At 61.1% G+C, this 21412-nt stretch carries 25 protein-coding genes; 12 read left to right on the forward strand and 13 right to left on the reverse strand.

Going from position 1 to position 21412, the window contains the following annotated elements; all coding sequences use genetic code 11:
• Positions 1 to 22 precede the first annotated feature (22 nt).
• On the forward strand, positions 23 to 310 hold the full coding sequence (locus ACS4NR_RS01845) for a SelT/SelW/SelH family protein (RefSeq protein WP_047598221.1): 288 nt from the start codon (positions 23 to 25) through the stop codon (positions 308 to 310).
• On the opposite strand, the gene ACS4NR_RS01850 is transcribed toward ACS4NR_RS01845, so the two are convergent.
• Positions 304 to 1197: a DMT family transporter gene (locus ACS4NR_RS01850; protein WP_134785712.1), complete on the reverse strand. Its 894-nt coding sequence runs from the start codon at positions 1195 to 1197 to the stop codon at positions 304 to 306. The genes ACS4NR_RS01845 and ACS4NR_RS01850 overlap by 7 nt on opposite strands.
• A gap of 74 nt (positions 1198 to 1271) precedes the next feature.
• A complete protein-coding gene (locus tag ACS4NR_RS01855; protein ID WP_456018959.1) occupies positions 1272 to 2036 on the reverse strand; it encodes an AraC family transcriptional regulator in 765 nt (254 codons plus the stop codon).
• A 136-nt stretch (positions 2037 to 2172) separates the two neighbouring features.
• On the opposite strand from ACS4NR_RS01855, the gene ACS4NR_RS01860 reads away from it, so the two are divergent.
• On the forward strand, positions 2173 to 2988 hold the full coding sequence (locus tag ACS4NR_RS01860; RefSeq protein ID WP_456018960.1) for a UDP-2,3-diacylglucosamine diphosphatase: 816 nt from the start codon (positions 2173 to 2175) through the stop codon (positions 2986 to 2988).
• A 120-nt stretch (positions 2989 to 3108) separates the two neighbouring features.
• On the opposite strand, the gene ACS4NR_RS01865 is transcribed toward ACS4NR_RS01860, so the two are convergent.
• Positions 3109 to 3699 carry an HD domain-containing protein gene (locus ACS4NR_RS01865; protein ID WP_115987071.1) on the reverse strand — a complete coding sequence of 197 codons (591 nt, stop codon included), beginning with the start codon at positions 3697 to 3699 and terminating at the stop codon, positions 3109 to 3111.
• Between the two features lie 26 nt (positions 3700 to 3725).
• On the reverse strand, positions 3726 to 4037 hold the full coding sequence (locus ACS4NR_RS01870) for a DUF962 domain-containing protein (protein WP_003222750.1): 312 nt from the start codon (positions 4035 to 4037) through the stop codon (positions 3726 to 3728).
• Between the two features lie 164 nt (positions 4038 to 4201).
• Here ACS4NR_RS01870 and ACS4NR_RS01875 point away from each other — a divergent pair, with 164 nt between their 5' ends.
• Positions 4202 to 5257: an AraC family transcriptional regulator gene (locus ACS4NR_RS01875; protein ID WP_208101423.1), complete on the forward strand. Its 1056-nt coding sequence runs from the start codon at positions 4202 to 4204 to the stop codon at positions 5255 to 5257.
• Here ACS4NR_RS01875 and ACS4NR_RS01880 read toward each other — a convergent pair.
• Entirely contained in the window at positions 5214 to 6668 is a 1455-nt protein-coding gene (locus ACS4NR_RS01880; protein WP_095139326.1) for a TrkH family potassium uptake protein, read from the reverse strand. The two genes, ACS4NR_RS01875 and ACS4NR_RS01880, sit on opposite strands and share 44 nt — an antisense overlap.
• A gap of 121 nt (positions 6669 to 6789) precedes the next feature.
• Here ACS4NR_RS01880 and ACS4NR_RS01885 point away from each other — a divergent pair, with 121 nt between their 5' ends.
• Positions 6790 to 7356 (forward strand): nitroreductase family protein, encoded by a 567-nt coding sequence (locus ACS4NR_RS01885; protein ID WP_456018961.1) that lies wholly within the window; start codon positions 6790 to 6792, stop codon positions 7354 to 7356.
• 110 nt (positions 7357 to 7466) lie between these two features.
• Here the strand turns inward: ACS4NR_RS01885 and ACS4NR_RS01890 are convergent, their stop codons facing one another.
• The 6 genes from ACS4NR_RS01890 to ACS4NR_RS01915 all read right to left on the reverse strand — a co-directional run bounded on the left by ACS4NR_RS01890 (position 7467) and on the right by ACS4NR_RS01915 (position 11960).
• Positions 7467 to 8807, reverse strand: a complete 1341-nt coding sequence (locus tag ACS4NR_RS01890; protein ID WP_456018962.1) for a sensor histidine kinase — start codon at positions 8805 to 8807, stop codon at positions 7467 to 7469.
• A 180-nt stretch (positions 8808 to 8987) separates the two neighbouring features.
• Positions 8988 to 9437, reverse strand: coding sequence for a Spy/CpxP family protein refolding chaperone (locus tag ACS4NR_RS01895; RefSeq protein ID WP_166495445.1), 450 nt, complete (start codon positions 9435 to 9437; stop codon positions 8988 to 8990).
• A gap of 244 nt (positions 9438 to 9681) precedes the next feature.
• Positions 9682 to 10359 carry a response regulator transcription factor gene (locus tag ACS4NR_RS01900; protein ID WP_095139330.1) on the reverse strand — a complete coding sequence of 226 codons (678 nt, stop codon included), beginning with the start codon at positions 10357 to 10359 and terminating at the stop codon, positions 9682 to 9684.
• 7 nt (positions 10360 to 10366) lie between these two features.
• Positions 10367 to 10777 (reverse strand): translation initiation factor 2, encoded by a 411-nt coding sequence (locus tag ACS4NR_RS01905; protein WP_095139331.1) that lies wholly within the window; start codon positions 10775 to 10777, stop codon positions 10367 to 10369.
• A gap of 285 nt (positions 10778 to 11062) precedes the next feature.
• Complete coding sequence (locus ACS4NR_RS01910) at positions 11063 to 11362, reverse strand: YciI family protein (RefSeq protein ID WP_007966019.1); 300 nt, start codon at positions 11360 to 11362, stop codon at positions 11063 to 11065.
• 1 nt (position 11363) lies between these two features.
• Positions 11364 to 11960, reverse strand: a complete 597-nt coding sequence (locus tag ACS4NR_RS01915; RefSeq protein WP_027613975.1) for a septation protein A — start codon at positions 11958 to 11960, stop codon at positions 11364 to 11366.
• A gap of 87 nt (positions 11961 to 12047) precedes the next feature.
• Here ACS4NR_RS01915 and ACS4NR_RS01920 point away from each other — a divergent pair, with 87 nt between their 5' ends.
• The 6 genes from ACS4NR_RS01920 to rluB all read left to right on the forward strand — a co-directional run bounded on the left by ACS4NR_RS01920 (position 12048) and on the right by rluB (position 17065).
• Positions 12048 to 12911 (forward strand): PHP domain-containing protein, encoded by an 864-nt coding sequence (locus ACS4NR_RS01920; protein WP_253149383.1) that lies wholly within the window; start codon positions 12048 to 12050, stop codon positions 12909 to 12911.
• Between the two features lie 13 nt (positions 12912 to 12924).
• Complete coding sequence (locus ACS4NR_RS01925) at positions 12925 to 13554, forward strand: L-threonylcarbamoyladenylate synthase (RefSeq protein ID WP_007966016.1); 630 nt, start codon at positions 12925 to 12927, stop codon at positions 13552 to 13554.
• Between the two features lie 123 nt (positions 13555 to 13677).
• A complete protein-coding gene (locus ACS4NR_RS01930) occupies positions 13678 to 14376 on the forward strand; it encodes a segregation and condensation protein A (RefSeq protein ID WP_456020422.1) in 699 nt (232 codons plus the stop codon).
• Positions 14377 to 14387: 11 nt separating this feature from the next.
• The gene (gene scpB, locus ACS4NR_RS01935; protein WP_456018963.1) at positions 14388 to 15365 is read left to right on the forward strand and encodes an SMC-Scp complex subunit ScpB; all 978 of its coding nucleotides are present in this window, start codon (positions 14388 to 14390) and stop codon (positions 15363 to 15365) included.
• Between the two features lie 145 nt (positions 15366 to 15510).
• A complete protein-coding gene (locus ACS4NR_RS01940; RefSeq protein WP_047292462.1) occupies positions 15511 to 15702 on the forward strand; it encodes a DUF1289 domain-containing protein in 192 nt (63 codons plus the stop codon).
• A gap of 142 nt (positions 15703 to 15844) precedes the next feature.
• Positions 15845 to 17065: a 23S rRNA pseudouridine(2605) synthase RluB gene (rluB, locus tag ACS4NR_RS01945; RefSeq protein WP_095139335.1), complete on the forward strand. Its 1221-nt coding sequence runs from the start codon at positions 15845 to 15847 to the stop codon at positions 17063 to 17065.
• 201 nt (positions 17066 to 17266) lie between these two features.
• On the opposite strand, the gene ACS4NR_RS01950 is transcribed toward rluB, so the two are convergent.
• Positions 17267 to 18232 (reverse strand): leucyl aminopeptidase, encoded by a 966-nt coding sequence (locus tag ACS4NR_RS01950; RefSeq protein WP_456018964.1) that lies wholly within the window; start codon positions 18230 to 18232, stop codon positions 17267 to 17269.
• Positions 18233 to 18303: 71 nt separating this feature from the next.
• A complete protein-coding gene (locus tag ACS4NR_RS01955) occupies positions 18304 to 18441 on the reverse strand; it encodes a hypothetical protein (protein WP_003222780.1) in 138 nt (45 codons plus the stop codon).
• 893 nt (positions 18442 to 19334) lie between these two features.
• On the opposite strand from ACS4NR_RS01955, the gene ACS4NR_RS01960 reads away from it, so the two are divergent.
• Both ACS4NR_RS01960 and arfB read left to right on the forward strand, forming a co-directional pair.
• Positions 19335 to 20753, forward strand: a complete 1419-nt coding sequence (locus ACS4NR_RS01960; RefSeq protein ID WP_456018965.1) for an amino acid permease — start codon at positions 19335 to 19337, stop codon at positions 20751 to 20753.
• Between the two features lie 222 nt (positions 20754 to 20975).
• A complete protein-coding gene (gene arfB, locus ACS4NR_RS01965; protein ID WP_003222786.1) occupies positions 20976 to 21389 on the forward strand; it encodes an alternative ribosome rescue aminoacyl-tRNA hydrolase ArfB in 414 nt (137 codons plus the stop codon).
• The last annotated feature ends 23 nt before the right edge of the window (positions 21390 to 21412 follow it).

Here is a 21412-nt window from a genome sequence, read left to right on the forward strand (position 1 = left end):
TGTCTCAGGAGTCTCAGCGAACATGAGCGTCGCCAAAGCGGAAATCGTCATCACTTATTGCACCCAATGCCAATGGCTGCTGCGCGCCGCATGGCTGGCGCAGGAGCTGCTCAGCACCTTCGGCGACGACCTCGGCAAGGTCTCGCTGGTGCCGGGCACCGGCGGGGTGTTTCACATCAGCTGCGACGACGTGCAGATCTGGGAGCGCAAGGCCGATGGCGGTTTTCCCGAGGCCAAGGTGCTCAAGCAGCGGGTGCGCGATCAGATCGACCCTGAGCGCGACCTCGGCCACAACGATCGCACTCAGTGAGACGCGGCTTCGGCAGCCACGGTTTTCTTGTCGGCGCTGCCTGACATCCGCGCCGAGACCACGATGGCGATGATGATCAGCGCTCCCCCGATCAGCATGCGCACGGTCGGGTTTTCATCGAACAGCAGCCAGGCGATGGTGATGCCGTAAACCGGCTCCATGGCGAACACCACCGCGGCGGTGCGCGCCTTGATCACCGCGAGGCTGGCGACGAACAGGCTGTGGGCGACGCCGGTGCAGAACACCCCGAGCAGGCCGATCCATAACCAGTCCAGGGCGCGTACTTCGCTCAGTTGCGGAGCGGCCACCGGCAGCAGACACAGCGCCACCACCACGTTCTGGCACAGCGCGGCCTGCACCGCCGGGATGCGTCCGGAGCTGGCGCGGTTGGTCAGCGACAGCAGGGCGAACAGCAAGCCCGACAGCACCGCCCAGAGCAGTCCGGTGGTGGCGCCGCTGGCCAGATCGAACGCCGGGGTCACCAGCACCAGACCGACGCTGACCAGCACCACCAGCACGATTTCATTGGCGCGGATGCGTTCGCGGAAAATCAGACCTTCAAGAATCACCGTGAACGCCGGGAAACTGGCAAAGCCCAGAGTCGCAATCGCCACGCCGGCGACCTTTACCGCGATGAAAAAACTCACCCAGTGTCCGGCCAGCAACACGCCGCTGAGCGCCAGACGCCGCCAGTCGACCGCCTGCAGTTTCTGCCAGCCGTGCTGACTGGCGAAGCGCGCGAAAAAGGCCAGGGCGAGCACGGCAAATGCGGCACGTCCGAAGACGATCACCGCCGGGGAGGCGGCCGCGAGTTTGCCGAACACACCAGTCAGGCCGAACATCAGAGCGCCGATATGCAGGGCGCCGAGGGCGGTACGCGGAGTCATTGCAATCCTTAATCCGAACACAGTTTCAATGTTGCCCATTGAAACGTGTTGCGGCTCAGAAGTCTGTCGGCGAACTAGCGTTTTTTGTCGCAGGAATCGCGACGCAATTGCCCCGGCGAGGCACCAAACTCGCGCAGCACCGCCGCCGCGAACGCGCTCTGCGAGCTGTAGCCAACCCGACTGGCGATCTCGCCGATCGGCAGCGCCGTCTCGCGCAACAGGCAAACCGCTTTGTGCAGCCGCCGGCTGCGAATGTAGTCCATCGGCGTCTGCCCGCATTCAGCCATGAACCGCGCGTGCAGGCGGGCGCTGGACAGCCCGGCGATCTGCGCCAGATCGGCCACCTGCAGCGGGTAGGCAGCGTGTTGCTCGATGTGCGCATCCAAAGCCGCGTAGGGCAGGCGCCGCGTCGAAAATTCGCCAGGTCTGGCGTGATTCAGGCTGGCCAGCAGCAACACCGCGCCTTGCTGAGCGATCAGCGGATCAGTGACCGGGCTGTTCGCCAGCCAGTTGACCAATTGACTTTGCCCGGCATCAAGGGACAACCGCGCCGGCTGGTCGAGCAAGCGCTGACTGGCCGCGGCGTGCTCGCCCAGCGAATCGCTGAGCCATTGCTCGTCGGGCACGTCCAGCACCAGACAACGACTGCCATCGGGGCTGCCGCACGCGTGATGCGCGCCGCCGGGAACCACCACGAAACTCTGCTGGCGCACCTGACTGCCCTGACCCTCGACCTCGAAATCCAGCGCACCGGACAGCCCGAACACCAGTTGCGCGTGGTCGTGGCTGTGGACGATCAGGTCGTGGGTGTATTGGCGCAGGGTGAGGATCGGGCGCATGGCAGAGGTCTCCGAAGTGAGCGCCAGTCTACACCGGGGTAACGGATTTGCGCGCTGTCACACGACTGACGCCTGCCTGTCATGGTCGATTCACCGGGCGCGTGCACAGTGGCGAAAACATCGCAGAGGGTTGCCCATGACCAGCGCCGAGCTCGCCAAACCCAGCCGCAAACAACGGGTGCGTACCTTGTGGATTTCCGACGTGCACCTGGGTACGCGGGATTGCCAGGCCGAGCACTTGTCGCAATTTCTCAAGGGCTACCACGCCGACAAGATCTACCTGGTCGGTGACATCATCGACGGCTGGAAGCTGCGCGGCGGCATGTACTGGCCGCAGGCCCACACCAACGTGATCCGCCGCTTGCTGACCATGAGCAAGCGCGGCACTGAGGTGATCTACGTCACCGGCAACCACGATGAGTTCCTGCGCCGTTATTCGAAGCTGATCCTCGGCAACATCCAGTTGGTCGATGAGGCGGTGCATGTCACGGCGGATGGCCGGCACCTGCTGGTGATTCATGGCGATCAGTTCGACGTGATCACCCGTTATCACCGCTGGCTGGCCTTTCTCGGCGACTCGGCCTACGAATTCACCCTGACCCTCAACCGCTGGCTCAATCACTGGCGTGCCCGTTATGGCTACGGTTACTGGTCGTTGTCGGCGTACCTGAAACACAAGGTGAAGACGGCGGTGAGTTTTATCAGCGACTTCGAAGAAGCCATCGCCCATGAATGCGTGAAACGTGAATTGCACGGCGTGGTCTGCGGGCACATTCACCATGCCGAGATCCGCAAGGTCGGCGAGGTGGATTACCTCAACTGCGGCGATTGGGTGGAATCGTGCACAGCGTTGATCGAGCACTGGGATGGCACGATCGAGCTGTATCGCCTGGCGGATGCACAGGCGCGGGAGGCGCAGCTCAGGGCGGCCAAGGTCGCTGAACTCGCCTAGACGCCAGATATCTCCTGTGGGAGGGGGCTTGCTCCCGAATGCGGTGTATCAGTAAGTACATGTTTATCTGACACACCGCCTTCGGGAGCAAGCCCCCTCCCACATTGATCTGTGGTGTTCTCAGGCGGGGGAGTGTTCTTCCATCGCGGCCTTGTAGATCGAGTGCTTGGGCTGGGCAAACAGTCGCTCCATCATCGGCTCGAAGAAACTCAGCGGCAGGGTTTCATAGGCCGGGTCGAACGCCGCCGCATCGTACCTGGCGCAGAATTCCGCCGTCGCCTGATACTGCGGATGGGCGGCGAATTGCTCGCGCAAATGCCGATCCATGCCCAGGTGATGGAAGAAGTAGTAGCCCTGAAAGATCCCGTGCTTCTCGACCATCCACAGATTCTCGGCGCTGACGAACGGCTTGAGAATCGCCGCCGCGATGTCCGGGTGGTTGTAGGAGCCGAGGGTGTCGCCAATATCATGCAGCAGCGCACAGACCACGTATTCCTCGTCACGACCATCGCGATAGGCGCGGGTTGCGGTTTGCAGCGAGTGGGTCAGGCGATCCACCGGAAAGCCGCCGAAATCACCTTCGAGCAATTTCAGATGCGCGACGATCCGCGACGGCAATTGCCGGGCGTAGGCACTGAAGTCAGCGGCGATGATCGCCCAGTCTTCCTCGGTGCCATCCTGCATGTGGGTGAAGCGGGCATTGGCGTTCATCGGCAAGCCTCCAGATGGGTCGGGGTTCAGAACGCCACGCGGCCGAGAATCATGTCGCGGTACATGACGAAATCGCCGAGCAGGCTGTACAGCGGATGTTGGAAGGTCGCCGGACGGTTCTTTTCAAAGAAGAAGTGGCCGACCCAGGCAAAGCTGTAACCGGCCAGCGGCAGGGCCAGCAACAGCAGCCATGCGCCCTTGGCGATGGTCATGGCGAGGATGAAAATCACCAGCGTGGTGCCGATGAAATGCAATCGTCGGCAGGTACTGTTGGCGTGTTCGCTGAGGTAATACGGGTAGAACTCGGCGAAAGTGTTGAATTGCTTGATGTTTTCCACGACTGCGATCTCTGTGGTTATTGTTCTGACGGCAAGTTGTTCGGCGGGTAGCTTATTTGAGTCTAGAGTGAACACTGGCATCAGCCAGTGACAATGGGCGCCACTTTAGTATCCTTCGCAAATCGGGTCGTCACATGCGATCCATCATGTAAAAGAATAACGCCATGAGCGAACGAACGACTTCTGCAAGCTGGGCGATGGGGATTGTCAAAGCATTGGAGATGGACGGCCTGGATTGCCGGGTACTGTTCAAGCAACTGGGGCTCGATTACGCCGCCCTGGATGATCCGGATGCACGTTTCCCGCAAGATTCCATGACCCGTCTCTGGCAACGGGCGGTCGAGCTGTCCGGCAACCCGGCGATCGGCCTGAACATGGGCAAAGTAGTGCGCCCGGCCTCGTTCCACGTTGCCGGCTACGCCTTGATGTCGAGCAACACCCTGGCCGAAGGCTTTCAACGCCTGGTGCGTTATCAGCGGATCATCGCCGAGAGCGCCGACCTGAGTTTTCGTCTGCTCGAAGAAGGCTATGCGCTGATTCTGACGGTGCATGGCGATCACCTGCCACCGACCCGGCAGAGTGCCGAAGCCTCGTTGGCCTGCGCGCTGGGCCTGTGCGGCTGGTTGACCGGGCGCACCCTGCATCCGGTCAAAGTGCTGTTTCAGGGCGACGAGCCCGCAGACTTGCAACCCTACCGGCAAGCTTTCCATGCCCCCTTGATGTTCAACTCGCCTTACGACGCGCTGATTTTCGAACGGGCCGACATGGAAGCGCCGCTGCCCACCGCCAACGAAGCCATGGCGCTGCTGCACGACCGGTTTGCCGGGGAATACCTGGCGCGATTCTCTGAAAGTCGCGTGACCCACAAGGCGCGCCAGGTGCTGTGCCGTTTACTGCCGCAGGGCGAACCCAAGCGCGATACCGTGGCGCAGACCCTGCATCTGTCGCAGCGCACCTTGCAGCGCCGCTTGCAGGAGGAGGGCACCAGTTTTCAGCAGTTGCTCGACGACACCCGCCGCGAACTGGCCGAGCAGTATCTGGCGCAGCCAGGCATGACCCTGCTGGAAATAGCCTATCTGCTGGGGTTTGCCGATCCGAGCAACTTCTTCCGCGCGTTCCGCCGCTGGTTCGACACCACGCCCGGCGATTACCGGGCGCGGCTGTTGCAGGCGCCAGTCAGTGACGCCAAAAGGCCGGAATACACAGTACAAACACCGTAATGATCTCCAGTCGCCCGAGCAGCATGCCGAACGAAAGGATCCACTTGGCGGCATCCGGCAAGGTGGCGAAATTACCCGCCGGGCCGATGGTCTCGCCCAGCCCCGGGCCGACGCCGGATACGGTGCTGGCAGCGCCGGTCAATGCGGTCATCCAGTCGACGCCGAGCAGCGACAGCAGCAGGGCAATCACGCAGATGGTGATGGCGAAGAAGAACGAGAAGGTCAGGATCGAACGCACGATCTCTTCGTCGAGTCGGTGACCGTTGTACTTCTGCTTGATCACCGCGCGCGGGTGAATCAGTTGGTTAAGGTTGGCCTTGAGCAGGATGTAGGCGACCTGGAAACGGAAGATCTTGATCCCGCCTGCCGTCGACCCGGAGCAGCCGCCGACAAAGCCCAGATAGAAAAACAGCATCAACGAGAAGTTGCCCCACAGGCTGTAGTCGCCGAGGGCAAAACCGGTGGTGGTGACCACCGAGGTCACGTTCAGCGCCACGTGCCGCAGCGCTTCCAGCCAGTGCAGCTTGGTGGTCCACCAATACCAGGTGCCGAGCACCAGCCAGGTCACCAGCAACATGCCGAGCAAACCCTGCACCTGCTGATCCTTGATCAGCGCACGACGGTTGCCGCGCATGGTCGCCACATACAGGGTGAACGGCAGGCTGCCGAGGATCATGATCACCACCGCGACCCAGTGCACCGCCGGTTGCGTCCACTTCGCCAGCGATTGGTCGGAGGTCGAGAAACCGCCGGTGGAGATCGCCGACATCGCGTGATTGATCGCATCGAACGGGCTCATCCCGGCCCACCAGAACGCCAGGCTGCCGAGGATGGTGATGCCGACGTAGGCCGCCACAATCAAACGCGCCACCATGTGCGAGCGTGGCATGACCTTTTCCGAACGGTCGGAGGATTCGGTCTGGAACAGGCGCATGCCACCGATGCGCAGCAACGGCAGAATCGCCACCGCCATGCCGATGAAGCCGATGCCGCCGAGCCAGTGCAGCAGCGAGCGCCACATCAGGATCCCCGGTGACATGTTGTCCAGCCCGCTGAGCACGGTCGAGCCGGTGGCGGTGATGCCAGACATGCTTTCGAAGAACGAGTCGGTGTAGCTGATGTGCTGGGTCAGGAGAAACGGCAGCGCGGCGAAAATGCACACCACCAGCCAGCTGCTGACGGTCAGCAGGTACATGTCGCGCGGGCGCAGGTGGATATGTTCGGGGCGCCCGGGAATCACCAGCGCAAGCCCGGCGAGGAAAGTGATCATGCTCGCCCAGAGGAACGACGGCAGATCGCTGGTGCGTTCGAAAATCACCAAGGTGGCCATGGGCACGACCATGGCGATGGCCAGGGTGATCAGGAAGATGCCGATGATGAAACCAATGATCCGTAAGGTCGGCAACGCCATGAAGTCCGCTCGGGCTGATAGAGGAAGGGCGCCATTCTACCTGTGGGGCATGGCATGTAAACCGGCACCCTGTTGCCGGATACCGCTAGAATAGCCGCACATTTTTCTCAGGAGGTGGCCGATGCAGGCTCTCGACGCGTTGCTCAACCGTGTTTCCGTTCCACGACTGGTCGAACCGGCCCCCACTGCCGAGCAGCGCGAAGCCCTGTTTGGCGCAGCCTTGCGCGCACCGGATCACGGGCATCTGCAGCCGTATCGCTTCCTGACTGTTGAAGGCGCGGCGCGCGAGCAGATGGGTGAGTTGCTGGCTGAAGCGGCGCAAATGCAGGAAGGCGAAGTCACTGAAGCGATGATCGACAAGGCGCGCAACGGCCCGCTGCGTGCGCCGCTGGTGGTCGTGGTGATCGCGAAGCTGCAGGAACACGTCAAGTATCCGAAGTCCGAGCAGTTGCTGGCGGCGGGGTGTGCGGCGCACGGGATTCTGCTGGCGGCGTACGCGCAGGGGATTGGTGCGGTGTGGCGTACCGGTGATCTGGCGTATTCGGCGCACGTGGCCAAGGGGCTGGGCCTGGCTGATGACGAGCAGGTGATTGCCTTCCTGTACCTCGGCACGCCGCAGAAAGAACCGCGTGTGGCGGAGAAGGTCGATCTGGCCGAGTTCGTCAGCGCCTGGCCTGCCAAGGCCTGACACCACCGATCAAATGTAGGAGTGAGCCTGCTCGCGATAGCGGTGGATCAGTCAATGAATTTTCGTCTGATCCACCGCTATCGCGAGCAGGCTCACTCCTACAGTTTTGATCAGGGTTGCACGACAGCCCCTGGCACCAACGGCAATTCCAGACTGGCGATAAACCCGCCGTCCGGATGATTGGCCAGCAGCAGACTCCCGCCATGCCGCTCCGCCGCGCGCTTGGCAATCGCCAGACCCAGACCATGTCCCGCCGCCGTCTGCCCCGGCGCCCGGTAGAACGGCTCGCCCAACTGGCTCAAGTGCTCGGCCTGCACGCCCGGCCCGTGGTCGCGCACGCTCACCACAATCCGTTCGCCCTGACGCGTGGCCTGCATTTCGATTGCCTGCCCCACCGGGTTGAAGCGTTGGGCGTTGCGCAAAAGGTTATCGACGGCGCGCTCGATCATGGTCGGCCAGCCGGTCAGCGTCAGGTGTGGTTCGGCATCCAGGCGCACGGTCTGCTCGGGCGAGCCAAGTTGCGCGTCCTTCTGCAGTGTGCCGAGCAGCGCATTCAGGTCTACTTCTTCAGCACTGGCGTTGTCGGCATCGACCCGCGCCAGCACCAGAATCTCGCTGATCAGCGCTTCGAGGCGATCACATTCGCGGGTCAGGCGTGGCCAGAGCTTTTCCCGTTCTTCCGGATTGGCGCGCTCCGCCAGCGCCAAGGCGATGCGCAGCCGCGCCAAGGGTGAGCGCAGTTCGTGGGACACATCGCGCAGCAATTGGCGCTGACTGCCGATCAGGCTCTGCAGGCGCGCGCCCATGCGGTTGAAGTCGTTGGCGAGCACGCCGAACTCGTCGCGCCGGTTGGCCAGTTTTGCCAGGCTGTTCTGTTGATAGGTGGTCTGCCCCAGATCATGCACTGCGCCGCGCAAACGGCTGAGCGGGCGGGTGATGGAGAAGGTCACCAGCAAGCTGAACAGGGTCAGCACCACCAATGCGATGCCCAGCGCACTCAGCGGCCAGAGCAGGCTTTCGCGGTGCCAGGCGTCGAGTTCCGGGTGCGGGATGCGGAAGATGAACAGGTAGGTGTCGCCGGTTTTTTCGCTGGTGAATTCATCGGTCAGACGCCGCCAGGGCAGGCGTCGGTCATCGTTGTTCTGTCGCGCTTCGAAGGCGGCGGCGCGGCGCGGGAAGGTGCCACGCACCACCGGGTCGCCGCTTTCATTCAGCACCTGGACGTCGATGTGATATTGGCGTTTGCGTTGTTCGAGGATGTCCTGCGCGGCGTCTTCGCCTTGGGCTTCGTAGGTTTGCGTCCATTCGGCGGCCAGGGTGTTGAGGCCCGGATGGCGGCTGAGAATCCACGCGTCCTGGTTGAGCATGTGCCCGAGCAGGATCGACAGCCCCGCCACCAGAGCGATGGCCAGCCAGAAGCTCGCAAGAATACGCCAGAACAATGAACGCACAGAAAATCCCCAATCAAACAAAAACCCAACGATGTGGGAGCGGGCTTGCTCGCGAATGCGGTGTGTCAGTCAACATCTCTTTGTCTGATACACCGCATTCGCGAGCAAGCCCGCTCCCACATTTGGATTGAGTGGCAACAGACCCGACGGCGTTTAGCCGTCGAGTCCGAGGTTATCGCATTATTGCGCCTTTTGCGGCTGTTGCGCTTTCCACGCCTTGAACTCGGCCCATTCGGCGCGGCGTTCAGCCTGTTTCTTCTGGATCTCGTCGAATTTCTTCTGTTGATCCGGTTTCAACAGGTTGCGTACGTCAGCTTCGGCTTTCTTGTGGTTGGCCGCGATCTCGTCCTTCATGGCTTTCTGATCCGCCGGCGAGAGTTTTTCCAGGTACTTCTCGACCACCTGGCGACGCTCGTGCATCTGCTCGCCCATGATCTTGCGGATTTGATCACGCTGTTCGCGGGACAGGTCGAGTTGGCTGTACGGACCTTTGCCGTGCTCGCCGTGCATCTGACCGCCGTGGCGTGGGCCGTCGAGCGGGCCACCCATCGGGCCGCCATCCTGTGGCACAGCCATGGCGACGGTTGGCAGAGCGGCAGCGAACATCAGAGCGATAAGAGTCTTGCGCATGGTGTATCTCCTTGTCTCGTTCCCGGTACGTTCCGGATGAGTACAGATTACGGAGATCAAGGTCAGCGGCGGTCAGCGCTGCGTAAAGCTTGGGTAAAGACGCTTTGTTTCCAGCCTTACACATATCCCCTGTAGGAGCTGCGGCACGCTGCGATCTTCTGATCTTCAAAAGCAAAGATCGCAGCCTTCGGCAGCTCCTACAGGGGGGGGCGTTGTGCCGGACGACCTCGTCGCGGTGGTTGGATCAGAGGCTGTAGTAGTAACCACGGCTGCGCAGGGCGACGATCCGAGGGCGGCCGTCGGGGTGGGGGCCGATCTTTTTGCGCAGGTTGCTGACGTGCATGTCGAGGCTGCGGTCGTACAGGGTCAGCTTGCGGCCGAGGGCCAATTGCGCCAGTTCCTGTTTGTCCAGCGGCTCGCCGGGCTGCTTGAGCAGGGCTTCGAGCAAACGGCTTTCGGACATGGTGAGGGTCAGTTCTTTCTCGTCGATGCTGACCACGCCGCGCACCGGGCTGAAGCTCAGGTCGCCCAGTTCGAGCTGGGTCGACACGGCTGCCGGGTGACTGCGGCGCAATACGGCACGCAGGCGCGCGGTGAGTTCACGTGGATCGCAGGGTTTGGCCAGATAATCGTCGGCGCCCAGCTCCAGACCAAGGATGCGGTCGAGCGGTTCGCCACGGGCCGAGAGCATCAGCACCGGCAGCTCCGCGTGTTCGCTGCGCAATTGCTTGAGCAGTTCCAGACCGCTGCCGTCGGGCAGCATCACGTCCAGCACCACAGCGGCAGGCGCCGATTCGGCCAGCGCCTTGCGCGCGCTCTGGCCATCGTGGCAGGCGCGTACCTGGAAGCCTTCCTGGCTCAGCCAGCTACTCAGGAGTTCGCACAACTCCTGGTCATCATCAATCAGTAACAGCTCGCTCATGACTCACTCAATTTAGCCATTGCCGACGTTTTCGGCTTGCTCCACTGGCAAAGATACCGCACAGCAGCGCCAATAGCGCTACCCCGGCGCCGGTGACGAACCATTGCTGCTGTTCGGTCAACAGACGTGGCACCGGGCTGGCCTGGGCTTCCTTGAGTTGCAGCTTCAGGCGCTGGTTCTCCTGGCGCAACCGGGCGAGCTGGGCGCTTTCGCGGGTGTTGTCGGCATTTTGCAGTTGTTTGCTCAGTTCTTCCCGCTGCTGTTCGCTGGCCTTCAGGCGCTGCTGCAACTCGGTAATCTGGCTGCCGGCACTTAATGACAATGGCGTGGAGCTGCCGCTTTCGGTGGTTTCCTCACCATGGGCGGGCGCCATGATCGACAACGTGACCCACATCAGACACAACGGACCTTTGCGCATTGCGATTCCTGCTTGCAAATGGATATTGGGCAGGTTGTCGGCAGGCAAACGAGAATAATGAGCGATTGAGAGCGGTAAGAATCGGGAAGGTTCAGTGCCAGAGGCAATGTCGAGCGTGGTGAGTTGAATAATTTGAGCTTGGGGAGTCATTGTGGCGAGGGAGCTTGCTCCCGCTGGGGCGCGAAGCACCCCCCGCTTTTCAACTCATAGGCAATGGGACTGCTGCGCAGTCCAGCGGGAGCAAGCTCCCTCGCCACAGAGTCCCTCGATATCTTTTGAAGCTGGTTACGGCAAAACTTGCTTGAACGGCTTGACGATCACATTGGCGTACACGCCGGCGGCGATGTACGGATCGGCGTCAGCCCAGGCTTGGGCGGCGCTCAGAGAGTCGAATTCGGCGACGATCAGGCTGCCGGTGAAACCCGCAGCGCCCGGATCATTGCTGTCGACCGCCGGGTGCGGGCCGGCCAGTACGATGCGGCCTTCGCCCTTGAGCACTTGCAGGCGTTCGAGGTGGGCCGGGCGCGCGGCGAGGCGGGCCTCGAGCGAGTTGGCGACGTCGGTGGCAATGATTGCGTAGAGCATGTCAGTCCTCGGTTTTTGGTGTTGTGGTATCGGCGTCATGCAGGTGGCGGGACAGGTAGATGCCCTGACCGACCAGGAACAGCACGGTCATGCCCAGGCTGCCGAACACCTTGAAGTCGACCCAGATGCTCTGGAAGGTGAATGCCACGAACAGGTTGGCAGCGCCGCAGAACAGGAAAAAGGCGATCCAGGCGATGTTCAGGCGGGTCCAGACCGGATCCGGAAGGGTCAGCGCGTGGCCCATGATGCGTTTGATCAGCAGGCGGTCACCGATGAAGTGGCTGCCGATGAAGGCCAGGGCAAACAGCCAGTTGACCACCGGGGCTTTCCATTTGAGGAAGGTCTCGCTGTGGAACGCGAGGGTCAGGCTGCCGAACACCAGGCAGGCGATCAGGGTCAGCCATTGGCTCTTTTCCAGCTTGCGCTGTTTGATGAACAACGCGCCGTAGACCACCAGGGAACTGATGATCAGCATCGCCGTGGCGCTGTAAATACCGCCTACAGTCACTTCATGGCCAGCGATGTCGACGACCCGTGGATCAAGTTTGTAAACGATGAAGAACAGCAGAAGCGGGATGAAATCGATGAATTGTTTCACAGTGAGAGCCAGAAGCTGGATGTGGCGGCATAATAACAAACATATGGGCGCGCGATAGCGCCAGCTGATTTGAGGTTACAACTCCCCGTGAATGTTGATTTGCATTGCCACAGCACGGCCTCCGATGGCGCCCTGGCGCCAGCGGTTCTGGTTGCGCGTGCGTTTGAAAACGGCGTGCGAATCCTTTCGTTGACCGATCATGACACCCTCGAAGGCCTCGCCGAAGCGCGCAGCGCCGCCGAAGAACTGGGCATGCAACTGGTCAATGGCGTCGAACTGTCCTGCACCTGGGGCGGCGCGACCATCCACGTGTTGGGCTACGGTTTCGACGTCAACGCCGCGCCACTGGTCGAGGCGATCGCCAGATTGCACGATGGCCGCTGGCTGCGGTCGGAGGAAATAAGCCGCAAGCTCGGCCTCAAAGGCATGCCCGGTGCCCTCGACGGTGCCCGGCAGATCCAGCAGGAGCTGGGCGACAGCGGCAACGCCCCGGCCCGTCCGCATTTTGCCGACTGGATGGTGCGTGAAGGTTTTGTAAAGGATCGCGCCGAGGCGTTTCGCAAATGGCTCGGCGCCGGCAAGCTGGGTGACGTCAAACAGCACTGGCCGACCCTGGAAGACACCGTCGGCACCCTGCGTGCCGCCGGCGCATGGGTCAGTCTGGCGCATCCATGGCACTACGATTTCACCCGTAGCAAGCGCCGAAAGCTGATTGCCGACTATATTCAAGCAGGCGGGCATGCAATCGAAGTGGTCAATGGCCATCAGCCCGCAGAACAGGTCGGCAGCCTGGCCATCCTTGCCCGCGAGTTCGGTCTGCTGGTCAGCGCCGGCAGTGATTTCCATGGCCCTGGAGGCTGGTCCGAGATTGGCCAGTACCGGCCGGTTCCCGAGGACCTTCCACCCCTGTGGTGTCGGTTCAAACATGACACAGATATTGCCGCCGTCTGAACAGGTAGAAAACGTGAGTCAATTTTTCCAGATCCATCCGGAAAACCCGCAAGCGCGCCTGATCAAACAGGCGGTCGAGATCATCCGCAAAGGCGGGGTGGTGATTTATCCCACGGACTCTTCCTACGCCATCGGTTGCCAGATCGGCGACAAAACCGCGATCGAGCGCGTGCGCCGTCTGCGTCAGCTCGACGAGAAGCACAACTTTGCGCTGATCTGCAGCGACCTGTCGCAACTGGGCAACTACGCCAAGATCGACACCGGCACTTTCCGCATTCTCAAGGCGCATCTGCCGGGGCCTTACACCTTTATTCTCAACGCCACCCGCGAAGTGCCGCGCCTGTTGCTGCATCCGAAGAAACGCACCATCGGCCTGCGGGTGCCGAGCCATCCGATTGCCCTGGCGTTGCTGGCCGAACTTGGCGAGCCGCTGATGAGCGTGACCCTGATCATGCCCGGCGATGAAGATCCGCTGAGCGACCCGTACGAAATGCGCCAATTGCTGGAACACCAGGTGGACCTGATCATCGACGGCGGTTTCGGCGGGATCAAAGCGTCAACCGTGATTGACCTGACCGGCGACGACCCGGAAGTGATCCGCGTCGGTTGCGGCGACCCCGCGCCGTTCATGGTCGAGGCCTGAATGTCCGCAGTGGAAACCGTTGTCGATCCCCAGGCCGGCGCCCAGCAGGAACTGCCGTTTGCCATGGTCTATGGCCAGGCGGTCACGGAAATGCCGCTGGACCTGTACATCCCGCCGGATGCGCTGGAAGTGTTTCTCGAAGCCTTCGAAGGCCCGCTCGACCTGCTGCTGTACCTGATTCGTAAACAGAACATCAACATCCTCGACATCCCGGTGGCGGAAATCACCCGCCAGTACATGGGCTATGTCGAATTGATGCAGTCGGTACGCCTGGAGCTGGCCGCCGAGTATCTGGTGATGGCGGCGATGCTGGCCGAGATCAAGTCACGGATGCTCCTGCCGCGCGCCGAAACCGTCGAAGACGAAGAGGATGACCCGCGCGCCGAACTGATCCGTCGCTTGCAGGAATACGAGCGCTTCAAGGCTGCCGCCGAAGGCATCGACGGCCTGAGTCGGGTCGGTCGCGACGTGATCGTGCCCAAGCTCGACGCCCCCGAAGCCCGGGCGCGCAAGCTGTTGCCGGATGTCGCGCTGGAAGAGATTCTGATGTCCATGGCCGAGGTACTGCGCCGGGGCGACATGTTCGAAAGCCACCAGGTCAGCCGCGAGGCATTGTCGACGCGTGAGCGCATGAGCGATGTGCTGGAACGGCTCAAGGGCGGCGGCTTTGTGCCGTTCGTCGAGCTGTTCACCGCCGAGGAAGGTCGCCTCGGTGTGGTGGTGACCTTTATGGCGATCCTTGAACTGGTCAAGGAATCCTTGGTCGAGCTGGTGCAGAATGAGCCGTTCGCCGCGATCCACGTGCGAGCCCGAGCCGAATAACGAGTCGAAACATGAACCTGACTGAACCCCGCGAGCTGGCGCCCCTGCTTGAAGCCTTTCTGTTGGCCTCGGGAAAACCGCAATCGCTTGAACGCCTCTACGAACTGTTCGAAGAAGGCGAACGCCCCGAACCGCCGGTCTTCAAGAAAGCCCTGAGCCTGCTGGCCAAGTCCTGCGAGGGCCGCGCGTTCGAGCTCAAGGAAGTCGCTTCCGGCTACCGCCTGCAGATCCGCGAGAAGTTTTCGCCGTGGGTCGGGCGTTTGTGGGAAGAACGTCCGCAGCGCTATTCCCGTGCGCTGCTGGAAACCATGGCGCTGATCGCCTATCGCCAGCCGATCACCCGGGGCGAGATCGAAGACGTGCGGGGCGTGGCGGTCAATACCAACATCGTCAAGACGCTGATCGAGCGCGAGTGGATCCGCATCGTCGGTTACCGCGACGTCCCGGGCAAACCGGCGATGTTCGCCACCACCAAGGCGTTTCTCGATCATTTCAACCTGAAAAACCTCGAAGACTTGCCACCGCTGGCCGAACTGCGCGAGATGGAAACCGAGCCAGTCCTCGATTTCGACGACGCACCGGTGCCGCAGGGCCTGCAGGAACAGGCCGACGCCAGCGCCGAGCCGGAAGAGCCGAAGGAAGAAACCAGTTTCCACACCTTGCTGCTGGAGCTGGACAGCATGGAGGAGGGGATCAAGACCGACTTCGATGATCTGTTGCGCGATGCCGTGGATGGTGAAGCGTCGACGACTGAGCCGGAAGTCGAGACCGTCGAGCCGGCGATTGAAGTTGAACTCGAGACCGAGCCAGAAGCCGAACCGGAAGAGGACATTCTTGGCGTCGCCGAAGCCCGGGAAAAACTCCTGGCCGCCGTCGCCGCCCTCGAACAACCGGTGCCAGCGCCCGAACCCGAGCTGAGCGAAGAAGAAGCCGAAGCCCGTGCGCTGGCCGAAGCGATCGAAGCCGAACGCCGCGAATTCGAAGACTGATCCGGTTTTCAAGATCACTGGTCAACCCCTGTGGGAGCGGGCTTGCTCGCGAATGCGCTGTATCAGGCAATACATGAATATCTGACACACCGCATTCGCGAGCAAGCCCGCTCCCACAGGGGCAAGTGTTGTTCTGGAGTATTCGATGAGTTCCACCAAAGACCCGTGCATCAGCCTCTGCAAGTTCAGCGACGACATCTGCCTCGGCTGTGGCCGCAGCAAGCGCGAGATCCGTGCCTGGAAGAAACTCGACAAGGACGACAAGCGCACGGTGCTGGCCGAAGCCGCGCTGCGCCTGATCAAACTTGGTGGCGCCGGTCGGCGGAAAAAGAAATAACTGGCGATCGATCAGCTAGTCTCTGATGCGCGATGGCGCACATCCGCGTATGATTCGCGACCCTTCGGCGATCCCTTCGCCCGAAAACCAGATTTCAATGCTTCAGGCGCCGCCTGAACAGACCACACCGGGAGGTGCCCAGATGAGTGACATCAATCAGCAAGACGACCAGGAAATCGGCCCAGCAGGCGAAAAACTGCAGAAAGTCCTCGCCCGTATCGGCGTTGGCTCGCGCCGTGACGTCGAAGCCTGGATCAGCCAGGGCCGGATCAAGGTCAATGGCAAAGACGCTACCCTCGGCCTGCGCGTCGACATGCACGACGCCATCACCATCGATGGCAAGGTGATCAAGCGCGAAGAGGCTGCCGAGTCGGTACGCCGCGTGATCATGTACAACAAGCCCGATGGCGAAATCTGCACCCGTGACGACCCGGAAGGCCGTCCGACCGTGTTCGACAAGCTGCCGCGTCCGAAAGAAGGCCGCTGGATCAACATCGGTCGTCTCGACATCAACACCACCGGTCTGCTGATGTTCACCACCGACGGTGAGCTGGCCAACCGTCTGATGCACCCGTCCTACGAGATGGACCGTGAGTACGCCGTGCGTGTACGCGGTGAAGTCGACGACGAGATGATCGAGCGCCTGAAGGCCGGCGTGGTACTGGAAGACGGCCCGGCGCGTTTCACCGACATTCAACAGGCACCGGGTGGTGAAGGCTTCAACCACTGGTATCACTGCGTGGTGATGGAAGGGCGTAACCGTGAGGTTCGTCGTTTGTGGGAATCCCAAGGGCTGGTGGTCAGCCGTCTGAAGCGCGTGCGTTTCGGTCCGGTGTTCCTCAACTCCGACCTGCCGATGGGCCGCTGGCGCGAAATGAGCCAGTACGAAGTCGACGTGCTCAGCGCCGAAGTCGGCCTGACTCCGGTGGCGATGCCGCAACTCAACGCCAAGAGCAAGGACAAGCTGGAGCGTATGCAGCGCAAATCGTCGCGGCCGATGGCCAAGACCGAGCGCGTGCGTACCCTGCGTCCAGCCGCTGGCGCGCCGACCGGACCGCGCCCGAGCCGTGAGCCGCAGATCGAAGGCGAGCGTCCGGGCCGCAAGCCGGTTGCCCGTGATGGCGAGCGCGCACCGCGTCCGGCCAACGGTCGTACCGAGCGTGGCGAAGGTCGTGCGCCGGCCGGTCGTGGTACGCCAGTGGCGGATCGTCCTGCCGACACCACCAACAAGCGTCCGGCCAAGCCAGCACCGAAGCGTCCGGGTATCAAGCTGGTCGACGGTGACAAGCCGTCGGGCAAGCGCCGTGGCGCACCGGCCGGTTCTGGCCAGCGTCCGGGTTTCGGTCGCAAGAAGCCGGAATAGGGCAGCTGTGAGCTTTGAGCGGCAAGCTTCGAGCTAAAGCAAAAAACGCCAACCGCAGGGTTGGCGTTTTTTTTTTCGTCCGGCGAAAGAGTTGCATTGGCTGAACCGGCCTCTTCGCGAGCAAGCCCGCTCCCACATTGGATCTGCGTTGAACACAATTCCCATTGTGGGAGCGAGCTTGCTCGCGAAAGCGTCAGTCGCCTAAAACACAAACCGCCCATCAAACACTGGCTTGTCATCCAGCGCCAACACCCCGCCAGAGAAAATCAGATCCAGGTGATGGCTGCCCTTGGCCCCACCACCCAGTCCCAGATGCAACCCGCAATGCCGCTCTTCGAACCCGGCATTGCGCGCATACAGCTCTTTCACCCCTTCATTGGTACCAATCCCCAATTCCTCGATGCGCCGGTTCGAAGGGTTGGCGTCCAGGTATTTGTTGAAGTCGTGTTCCAGCCCCGGCACATCGGTGGCAATGCGGCTGATGGTCGAGTTCTCGATCCACAGTTCCAGCGGCGACTCCAGCACGCCGTACTTGCGCGCAAACGGGATGGTGCTGAGGAAGGTGCCCTTGAATTTCACATGACCGTTGATGGCTTCGCTGTGGGTGGCGATTTCGCCGGGAGCCAGGTCGAAGTTGCCGACACCGTTGATGTCGGTCCACTTCTTGATGCTGCTCAGCGGCGTTTCGAACCAGGAGCCGTGGTCGTCCTTGAAGCTCAGCGTCGTCGCCTGGGACATGCGCTGGATCAAGTGACTGTTGAGCCCCGCGATGCGCTGCGGGGTGACGCTGAAAGTGTCGTAGAAATAGTCGCCGTAATCCTTGAACAGCAGCGACTTCTTCCAGTTTTCCGCCATCACGCCTTGCAGGGCGCGGACGAACTCCGGGCCGTCGGGGCGCGGGTTGGGCAGGGTGGAAGAGTCGTAGTAGAAAATGTACAGATCGCTGTCGGCAATCGCCGCGGTCAGCGTGGCGGTGCTTTCCAGGTCCAGGCGTCTGGCGCTGAAGGTGAAGCGGGGATGATCGCCGGCCTGTTCGGCGATGGCGCCGGTCAGGGCTTCGTAATCGGCGGTGTGGCCGAGCAGTACCTTTGCCGAGTCGAGACCGGCAAGGGCAGGGTGATGTTCGAGGTAGTAAAGGAAATGCGAGATCGCGCGGGGCTTATCCATGTGTCCTCCCTGACTGACCGTGAAGAAAGCGGCAGGCACGACCGGCCGGATCGTGCCTGCCCGGGGATGTCTTACAGAGGCCACATCGCCGTGCCGAACGGAACCACCGCGTCAGCTTGCATCATTTCCACAGCCGCCTCATGGGTCGGTGCTTCGAACCATTCGTCCAGTTGCAGTTCGGTGTCCAGGTCTTTTTCCAGTGCTTGCATGGTCGATCTCCTAGATGACTTTCACGGTTATGACTGGCCGGTCGAGTTGGCCGGCAAGACGTGAAGAACCTAGTTCAGGGTGTTTTGTAATGCAAAAAATTATTTATTTAAAATTTAAATAAACTTTTTATTCTGTTTTTAAGCGGCGGATTTCTTATTTGAAAACAAAAAACTAAGCGACAACTTTCATTAGCAAGCTTGCTACCGTCAATTTGCAGACGTCCTACAGAATTTTCCGAAATGGAAAATCTGCGTTACGCATCGTAAAGAAAAGTTTACGAAAACCACGATAAAGCCCAGTGAATTTACCCCCTTGCCGACGCTGTAAGGAAAACCTGCCGAAGCCCGGCCGCAAAGGCCTTGTGCAAGGCTCTGGCGCGCTTGTTTCAGCGCCGTTTGCAGGGTGAGATGCGCCTCATGCCTGTCGTGCAGGTGCATAACAAGAAGGAGGCGCAATGAACGCCGAGATTGATCTTCACTTCTCTCTGTGGGGCGGTTTTTCGCTCGTCCCCGTCGAAGGCCTGCAAAGGCCTGACTCAATTTTTGCAGCCGTCCGGACATCTCGAGGCGGACCCACGCAATCCCGGCAAGCGCCACGCTGATCCAGCGGGGTCTGGCAGCAGGGGGTTAGCGGTGTACAATGCGCCGCGTTTTAACTGTGACCCTCTGCGTAATCGCGCAAACCTCAAGGTTATCCGCCTTGTTCACTCCGCCGCGTCACAAGCGTGTCGGGTTCGATTTCGTCACAGATAAAAACAAACAGGTGACGCATGACCGTTGTAAAAACGCTGAATTCCTGGTGCTTGCGCTGGGGTTTGATCGAGGTTGTCTGAAATCGCAACCTTGCAGCAACGTCTACTGAACATCATCAAACCTTGCGTGGGACCTTTTTCATGAGTGGACAAAACTCGCAATCAGGCGAGCTGAAACGCGGCCTGAAAAATCGCCATATTCAACTGATCGCCCTCGGTGGCGCGATCGGTACCGGATTGTTCCTCGGCTCGGCCGGGGTCCTGAAATCGGCCGGCCCGTCGATGATCCTCGGCTACGCCATCTGCGGCTTCATCGCCTTCATGATCATGCGCCAGCTCGGCGAGATGATCGTCGAAGAGCCGGTGGCCGGTTCCTTCAGCCATTTCGCGCATAAGTACTGGGGCGGCTTTGCCGGTTTCCTGTCGGGTTGGAACTGCTGGATTCTGTACATTCTGGTGGGCATGTCGGAGCTGACCGCGGTCGGCAAGTACATCCACTACTGGGCACCGGACATCCCGACCTGGGTCACCGCTGCAGCGTTCTTCGTGCTGATCAACGCGATCAACCTGGCCAACGTCAAAGTGTTCGGTGAAGCCGAATTCTGGTTCGCGATCATCAAGGTCGTGGCGATCGTCGGCATGATTGCGCTGGGCAGCTACCTGCTGGTCAGCGGCCATGGCGGCCCGCAGGCCTCGGTCAGCAACCTGTGGTCGCACGGCGGGTTCTTCCCCAACGGTGTCAGCGGTCTGGTGATGGCGATGGCGATCATCATGTTCTCTTTCGGCGGTCTGGAAATGCTCGGTTTCACCGCCGCCGAAGCGGACAAGCCGAAAACCGTGATCCCGAAAGCGATCAACCAGGTGATCTACCGCATCCTGATTTTCTACATCGGTGCGCTGGTGATCCTGCTGTCGCTGACTCCGTGGGACAGTCTGCTGGAAACGCTCAACGCTTCCGGCGATTCGTACAGCGGCAGCCCGTTCGTGCAGGTGTTCTCGATGCTCGGCAGCAACACCGCCGCGCACATCCTCAACTTTGTGGTCCTGACCGCAGCGCTGTCGGTGTACAACAGCGGCACTTACTGCAACAGCCGCATGCTGCTGGGCATGGCCGAGCAGGGCGATGCGCCGAAAGGTCTGGCGAAAATCGACAAGCGCGGCGTGCCGGTGCGTTCGATCCTGGCTTCCGCAGCGGTGACCCTGGTCGCCGTGCTGCTTAACTATCTGATCCCGCAGCATGCGCTGGAACTGCTGATGTCGCTGGTGGTTGCAACGCTGGTGATCAACTGGGCGATGATCAGCTTCTCGCACTTCAAGTTCCGCCAGCACATGAACAAGACGCAGCAGAAGCCGCTGTTCAAGGCGCTGTGGTACCCGTACGGCAACTATGTCTGCCTGGCGTTCGTCGCGTTCATCCTTGGCGTAATGCTGCTGATCCCGGGCATCCAGATCTCGGTGTACGCGATTCCGGTGTGGGTCGTGTTCATGTGGGTCTGCTACGTGATCAAGAACAAGCGCGGTGCGCAGCAGGCGCTGCACGCGGCAAGTGCTTCGAAGTAAGCGCTGAGGCAAAAACGACAAACCCGGCCAATGTGCCGGGTTTGTCGTTTCTGGGGTTTACACAATCCCTTGTAGGAGTGAGCCTGATCGCGATAGCGGTGTATCAGTCGACAAATATTTATCTGACTTACCGCTATCGCGAGCAGGCTCACTCCTACAGGGGGATCGGAGGCTCGGACGGTTTCGCGGTATCCTGCACCCTCTGATTACGGACGCTTTCCCATGCTGGTGATTTCCAACAACGTGCATCTGCCGGATGCCGAGATCGAATTGACAGCCATCCGCGCGCAAGGCGCCGGCGGGCAGAACGTCAACAAGGTCTCCAGCGCCGTGCACCTGCGCTTCGACATTCCGGCTTCGTCCTTGCCCGAGTTCTACAAGGAGCGACTGCTGGCGTTGCGTGACAGTCGCATCACCAGCGATGGCGTGCTGATTATCAAGGCTCAGCAATACCGCACGCAGGAAGCCAACCGTGCGGATGCGCTGGAGCGTCTGACCGAGCTGATCCTCAGCGCCACCAAGGTCGAAAAGAAGCGCCGCCCGACCAAGCCTACCCTCGGCTCGAAGAAGCGCCGGCTAGAATCCAAGACCAAGCGCGGCAGCATCAAGGCCGGGCGCGGCAAGGTGGATTTTTAAGGGTTGGTGTCATGGAGTTGTTA

The organism is Pseudomonas sp. JQ36 (genome assembly GCF_053851495.1).